General features: G+C 57.9%; 4 protein-coding genes. All 4 read left to right on the plus strand.

Going from position 1 to position 6,161, the window contains the following annotated elements:
- The first annotated feature begins 111 nt into the window (after window positions 1–111).
- Genes AC0KVQ_RS13880 through AC0KVQ_RS13895 form a run of 4 tightly spaced genes read left to right on the plus strand, consistent with a single transcriptional unit; the run spans window position 112 to window position 6,010 of the window.
- On the plus strand, window positions 112–1,365 hold the full coding sequence (locus AC0KVQ_RS13880; RefSeq protein ID WP_473421766.1) for a hypothetical protein: 1,254 nt from the start codon (window positions 112–114) through the stop codon (window positions 1,363–1,365).
- Between the two features lie 2 nt (window positions 1,366–1,367).
- Entirely contained in the window at window positions 1,368–2,024 is a 657-nt protein-coding gene (locus AC0KVQ_RS13885; RefSeq protein WP_473421767.1) for a hypothetical protein, read from the plus strand.
- Entirely contained in the window at window positions 2,025–4,856 is a 2,832-nt protein-coding gene (locus tag AC0KVQ_RS13890) for an ATP-binding protein (RefSeq protein ID WP_473421768.1), read from the plus strand.
- Window positions 4,853–6,010, plus strand: a complete 1,158-nt coding sequence (locus AC0KVQ_RS13895; RefSeq protein ID WP_473421769.1) for a THUMP domain-containing class I SAM-dependent RNA methyltransferase — start codon at window positions 4,853–4,855, stop codon at window positions 6,008–6,010. Before AC0KVQ_RS13890 ends, AC0KVQ_RS13895 begins: the two co-directional genes overlap by 4 nt.
- Window positions 6,011–6,161 lie beyond the last annotated feature (151 nt).

The raw sequence follows: 6,161 nt of genomic DNA on the forward strand, positions 1-6,161 counted from the left end.
GGTTTTTATTTTCAATAAGGCGGATGAGCGGCTTGGTGGAGCGCGATCTGTGCTTTCATAAATACACCGGCCTGCGATAATCGCTGTTTGATCGGGTTATTCACGAATTTCATGCAAAACGAATCGCTGCTGAGCGAATTTTTCCAACCTGGTTTCAACCCGTTTGAACTGGGCAACCTGGCGGGACTCATGCGTGCACGGCCGTTTCTGGATGCGTTCATCACGCTGTTTCGCGGTGGCGAGGATGAAGTGCTGGTGCGACTTTTGGTGCTGCGCGAAATCGGTGCACGTGCCGATGCGCCACGCTGGTCGCCACAGGAATTGCAAAGCCATTTTTCCTATATCAATCCGGTCAAGCTCGATACCGTACTCAAACGCCTGCGTGATAACGGCCTGCTGATCTGGGACAGTGATGAGCAGCTCTACAATCTGGCAGAGACAGGTCGCGTTGCGCTGGCAGCGTTGTCGACGCTGGTGCAATTCGCCGAAGGTGATGCGGAGTTAGGCTATCTGACAGCACAGGTGGCAGCTGGACAGGCAATGGGGCGTGTTTCGCATGAAACCCTGCAGCACCTGCTGGCGCGACTCAATGAGCTCTATCGTGCCTTTGAAGAGGCGCTGGAATCGCAATCGGAATTCCAGATCCGCAGCGCACAAACCAAGCTCGAAAGTGTCTGGCAGTGGGTGCAGCGGGGCACCGATGTCATGCGCATGATTCTGGAAGATGAAGCGCTCGATCTGGCTACCCTGAATCAGGCACAGGCGATTGCCTACGCGCAGAGTCGCATGCTGCGGCTGACCGGGGTGTTCCAGCGCCGCCTGTCCGAACTCGCGGCACAGCGGGTGCACCTTGGCCAGTCCGGACTGACCTCGACCAATGTGGCCGACTGGCTGCGAGGTCGCAGCCAGCACGCACTGGCGGAACTGGGGCGAGACCTGCTGCATTTTCATCCCGAACCCCTGTTCATCACGCCGGAAGAAATGCTCGATGTGGCCGAGTTTGAATTGCTGGAACGTGACCGCCCTGAATCGGCGGGCAATGCCTTGCCGACCAGCAATGCTGCGCCGCTGACCAGCGAACTGGAAGTCGAGCGTTTACTGGAGGCGGAAGCCTTGCATGAAGAACTGGCGCATCTTGTCGGCGAGACCGCGCTGACCGAGCTGGTGCTGGGTGACAGCTATAACCAGACAGCTTATCGCCTGTCCTTGCTGGCGCTGCTCGGCGATGCCGAGGCTGCTACCGAAGCCAGCGTGGTCGCCGATCTCGTACGCCTGCCGCTGCGGCTGGAAACCGAAGACGCACTCGATTATCCCGATCACCCCGAAGTTGCCGCAATTACGCGCGGCCGTATTGAAAAGCGCTGACTATGGACCAAGCCCAACAAATCCTGCTGGCGCGCCTGCTGGCGCACCGCTTCATCGCACGCAAAGACCCGCTCGCACGCCGTGCGCTGATTGACGAATCCTTCCGCGAAACGCTCGAGCACAAGCTCGCCGAGATGGGGCTGATGCTGCTGGAAAACCCCTATGCTGAATACATTGCAATCGGACTCAAGCCCGAAATGAACGACTGGGTGTTCGGCGAGGGCGAAAACTGGCTCACCAACAATATGGGCCTGCCGCGCGATGCGGTCGCTCTGCTGGTCGTGCTATGGGCACTGATCATCCTTCCCAAGCGCGAACGGCAGATTGCGCGCTCGGAAGTTGTTGGCGATTCACAATCCGACATGTTCGGTGCCGCCAAGCCGATCGCGCATGGCGAGGAAGTTTCGCCCGGCATCCCGGAAGATGCCGTCTATGCCGATTTCGGCAAGAAGCTCGGTGGGAAGATGCGTTTCTCGACCAATATCGTCCAGCTGGCCAAGCTCGGCTTCATCATCCGCCGTAACAGGATGATTCATGAAGGTCCGTTGCTCGATCTGATGATCGATTACGGCAAACTCGCGCCACGCATCATTGATGGCGCGCTTGCAGATGTATTGCAATTGAGCGGCGTGGAAGCATACGAAGAGGCAGCTGAGTAAATGTTCCAGATTAAAGAGCTTGAGATGATCCACTGGGATTTCTGGCAGGCGATCAAGGTACCGCTTGATGCCCAGATCGTCACCATCGTCGGCCCCAACGGCTCCGGCAAGACTACGTTGCTGGATGCACTGCGTACCCTCATGGCGCTACGCTGTTCCGGCAAGCGCGATTACAAACGCTATGTGCGTAACAATCGCGAAAATGCGGCATGGCTGCGGGGTGTGGTCAGCAATCCCAAACGCAGTGGCGGCGGCCTGTTCCCCTATCTGTTTTTTCCGGCCACGACGCCGGATGTGACGCTGTTCTGCCGCATTCGCCGCCAGGGGGGAGACTGGGTGCGCCAGTATGCGATTGCAGAAGGCAATGTTGCTCTGACGCCAGATACCGAAAATGCCGTGCAATGGTTGGGCGTAAACGAATACAAACGCAGGCTGGAGCAGGCCGGGCTTACCCCTGCGATTGCCGAGGTGCTGGCGCTGGAGCAGGGCGATACCGACAAGCTATGTGAATACAGCCCGAAGGCGCTGCTGGATCTGGTATTTCAGGTTTTTGGCGACAAGCAGGTGCTCGATAACTACACGGAAGCCAAGTTGCGCCTGAAGGAAGCCGAAGGCGAACTTGGCAAGATGTCGGGCCAGCTGTCGCAATTGGGCCACGATGTCGAAGCGTTGCGCGCGCGCGCCAACCGCTATCTGGAATGGCAATCTCTCAGGAGTGATACCGATCATCTCGCCAACGTGATTGTGCCGGGGCTGCGCTATGTCGAGCAGTGGGCGAGCCTTTCCGGTTATATCAATCAGTTCCGAGGGGCACGCAGGGTGTTGCGCCAGAAACAGGACGAACTTGATGTGATCGATGTGGCGTTCCGTGCGACGGAAACCATGCAGAACACGGCACTGGAAAATGAGCGCATGGCCCGTGCTGACTACGATGCTGCCTTCGCGCGGTTCCAGGCCGTACGCGATGCAGCGCGCGATACCGAAAAACTCCTGAAAGATGCCGAACGCCTGCGCGCACTGGCCGAGCAGGAGCATGGTGCTGACGCGGTGGCGCTGAACGATCGCCTGGCAACACTCAAGCAAGAAGAATCCGCCCTGCGCCAGTGGCTCAAGGATGCCAAGGAAGAGCGCCAGCAATTGTCGGAAGTGCAGTTCACGCTGCAATCCGGTCAGCAGCCCAATCCCGCGTTTGTGAACCAGATGCGTGCCGCACTGGATGAAGCCGGTATCCATCACCAGTTGCTGACTGAAATCGTCGAAGTACGCGATTCAAGCTGGCAGGAAGCGGTGGAAGCCTTGCTTGCACCGTTCCGCCATATTGTGCTGCTGGCTAAGGCAGGCGATAAAGCGCGTGCCTGGGAGATTGGCCAGCGCCTGAAATACCGCCACTTCATCGTGCCGGAGCGCGAAGTCGTGCCGAAGGCAACGCCAGGCAGTGTGCTCGAAATCGTCGAATTCAAGGCTGATGCACCGGGCTGGCTTGTCAACCTGCTCAATCGTACCCAGCGCGTGAAGTCGGTCGAGGCTGGCTCAAAGTTGGATTCTGATTGGATTACGCGCGAAGGCTTCCACAAAGAGCGCCGTGGCGGTCGTGATATTTCGGTCAAGGCCGGCGATTATGCGTTTGGCGAGGCTGCGCGCAAGTCGCGGCTTTCTGAGATTACCCGCCGGTTGCGGGAGATCAACGAGGAAATTCTGGGCAAAGAGACGCTATTGGTCGATCGGGCGCGCGACATCTCGGCCTTGCAACAGCAGTTGATGGGTATGCAGGCGGTGGTTCAGCTTGCGGCGCGGCAGGAGGAATTCGCGGCAGCCGCCGAGCGTTTCCCGGAAGAGGAGCGTCGCGCCCAGGAAGCGGGCGCCGCGCTCGCGGCTGCACAAGCGGCGTGGGAAGAGGCGCGCAACCAGCGCGAAGACGGCCGCGTTGCCTATGAAAAGAGCAAGGACCAGCGCGCCCGGCTTGATGCGCAGGTCAGCCAGCAGATCGAGCAACTGTCGCGTCAGCGCGAGGAACAAAGCCGCTTGATCCGCAATCTGCGCGAGATCAAGCGCGGATTGCCGAATGAATTTTCTGAACCACAAGCTTTTCGCGCATTGCGTGACGAATACGGTTCGGTACGCGAGGTGCAGCATCTGATCGAGCGCCAGACTGCGCAGCTTGAATCCGGTGACTGGGAAACCGATCCAATCGTCCTCCAGCGCCGCGATAAGCTGATTGCCGACTATGCCGCGCTCGAGCGCGATACGCAAAATCACCGGCTCGAAGTTGATCGCACCGGCGAACTGACCGATGACGCACGCTCGGCCTATATTAATAAGCTCAAGGCTACGGTGCGCGCCTATGGTCGTAACCTCAAGCATCTGGGCGAATTGGCCGGTATCGCGGTCGAGGTCGACATGCCGCATCTGGAAAATGACGACATGGTGCTGGCGCAGGCCGGACTCACTGCGCGCTTCGATTTTGACCAGAAGGGCATGATGGGCATGAATGACGGCGAAGCCTCCGGCGGACAGCAGGTAATGAAATCACTGATTCTGCTGATCGGCCTGATGATGGACGAAACCAATCCGTCCGGCTTTGTATTCATCGATGAACCGTTTGCCCACCTCGATATTTTCAACATCGATCGTGTCGGGGCGTTCCTGAAAGCCACGCAGGCGCAGTATCTGATCACCACGCCACTGACGCACAATACCAATGTCTATGCGCCATCCGAACTGACGCTGACTACGCGCAAGAAACGTCCGGGCGAAACCTGGGCACCGCTGATCCTGCAAACTCGCCGCCGCACTGATGCGTCGGTTAATCCAACTGTGAGCGAACCCGCATGAAACAACTTTTCCATTTCTTTGCCCCTTGTCCGCGCGGACTTGAAGGCGTGCTCGCACAGGAATTGGCCGTCTTGAAGGCCGAAAACGTACAGGTAACGGATGGCGGTGTCGGATTTTCCGGTTCGATGCAGACGATGATGCTGGCGAACCTGCATTCGCGCATTGCCAGCCGGGTGCTGTGGAAACTTGCCGAGAAACCCTATCGCAGCGAGGATGATATCTATCGGCTGGCGCGCGATCTGGACTGGCAGGATCTTTTTTCGGTTGATAACACGATCAAGGTCAGTGTGACCGCGGTGAAGTCGCCATTACGCAGTCCGGAGTTTGTCGGACTCAAGGTCAAGGACGGGATCTGTGATCGCTTCCGTCTCAAGACCGGCGAGCGCCCGAGCGTGGATACACGCGAGCCCGACATGCGTATCAACCTCTTCCTGACCGAGCGCATGGCGACGATTTATCTCGATACCTCGGGTGAGCCGCTGTTCAAACGCGGTTACCGCCAGGATGCTGGCGATGCGCCGCTGCGAGAAAACCTTGCGGCCGGCATCCTCGCGCTGACCGGCTGGCAGCCGAGCCAGGCTCTGTATGATCCAATGTGTGGCTCGGGTACCTTCCTGATCGAGGCCGCGCTCAAGGCAAGAAACATCGCGCCAGGCATGAGACGCTCATTCGCCTTCCAGCAATTCAGGATGCATGGCACTGCCGAGTGGGAAAAGCTGCGCGAACAAGCCAAGGCGCTGGAAAATACGAATACCTACGCGATTCACGGTAGCGATGTGTCGAGTACCGTATTGATTCATGCGCAAAAGAATCTGGAAGTGGCAGGTGTGGCGGATACGGTCACGCTCAAGCAACTTAACGTGCTGGATGCCAAGTCGCTGGCCGAATCAGGCATCTGGCTATGCAACCCGCCCTATGGTGTGCGTCTCGATGAAAAGGAAAAGCTCGCGGCATCCTATCCACAGTTGGGCGATGTACTGAAGCAGCGCTTTGCCGGTTGGCGTGCCTATTTCTTTACCGGTGATCTCGATTTGGCCAAAAAAATCGGCCTCAAAGCCAGCAAGCGCACGCCGTTATTCAACGGAGCGCTGGAATGCCGCCTGTTTGAATACGTGATGCAATCGGGGAGTTTGCGGGGGATGCAAAAGGGGTGAGTTGGCTGATGCGTTTAAAAACAGGGGTTTAGCGTTTTTGGGTTGGAATTTTGTGGTGCGGGTGTTGACGGGTGTTTGGGAGGTGGGTATAGTTCGGCCTCTCTGCTGCAGACGCAGCGAAGTTTGAAGCGCGAAACGTTGATTTTACAGT

It is taken from the genome of Formivibrio sp. oc-25 (genome assembly GCF_055810895.1).

Coding starts and splice junctions, on each gene's coding strand:
- AC0KVQ_RS13880 (WP_473421766.1), top strand. CDS start 112: ATGCAAAACGAATCGCTGCTGAGCGAATTTTTCCAACCTGGTTTCAAC.
- AC0KVQ_RS13885 (WP_473421767.1), top strand. CDS start 1,368: ATGGACCAAGCCCAACAAATCCTGCTGGCGCGCCTGCTGGCGCACCGC.
- AC0KVQ_RS13890 (WP_473421768.1), top strand. CDS start 2,025: ATGTTCCAGATTAAAGAGCTTGAGATGATCCACTGGGATTTCTGGCAG.
- AC0KVQ_RS13895 (WP_473421769.1), top strand. CDS start 4,853: ATGAAACAACTTTTCCATTTCTTTGCCCCTTGTCCGCGCGGACTTGAA.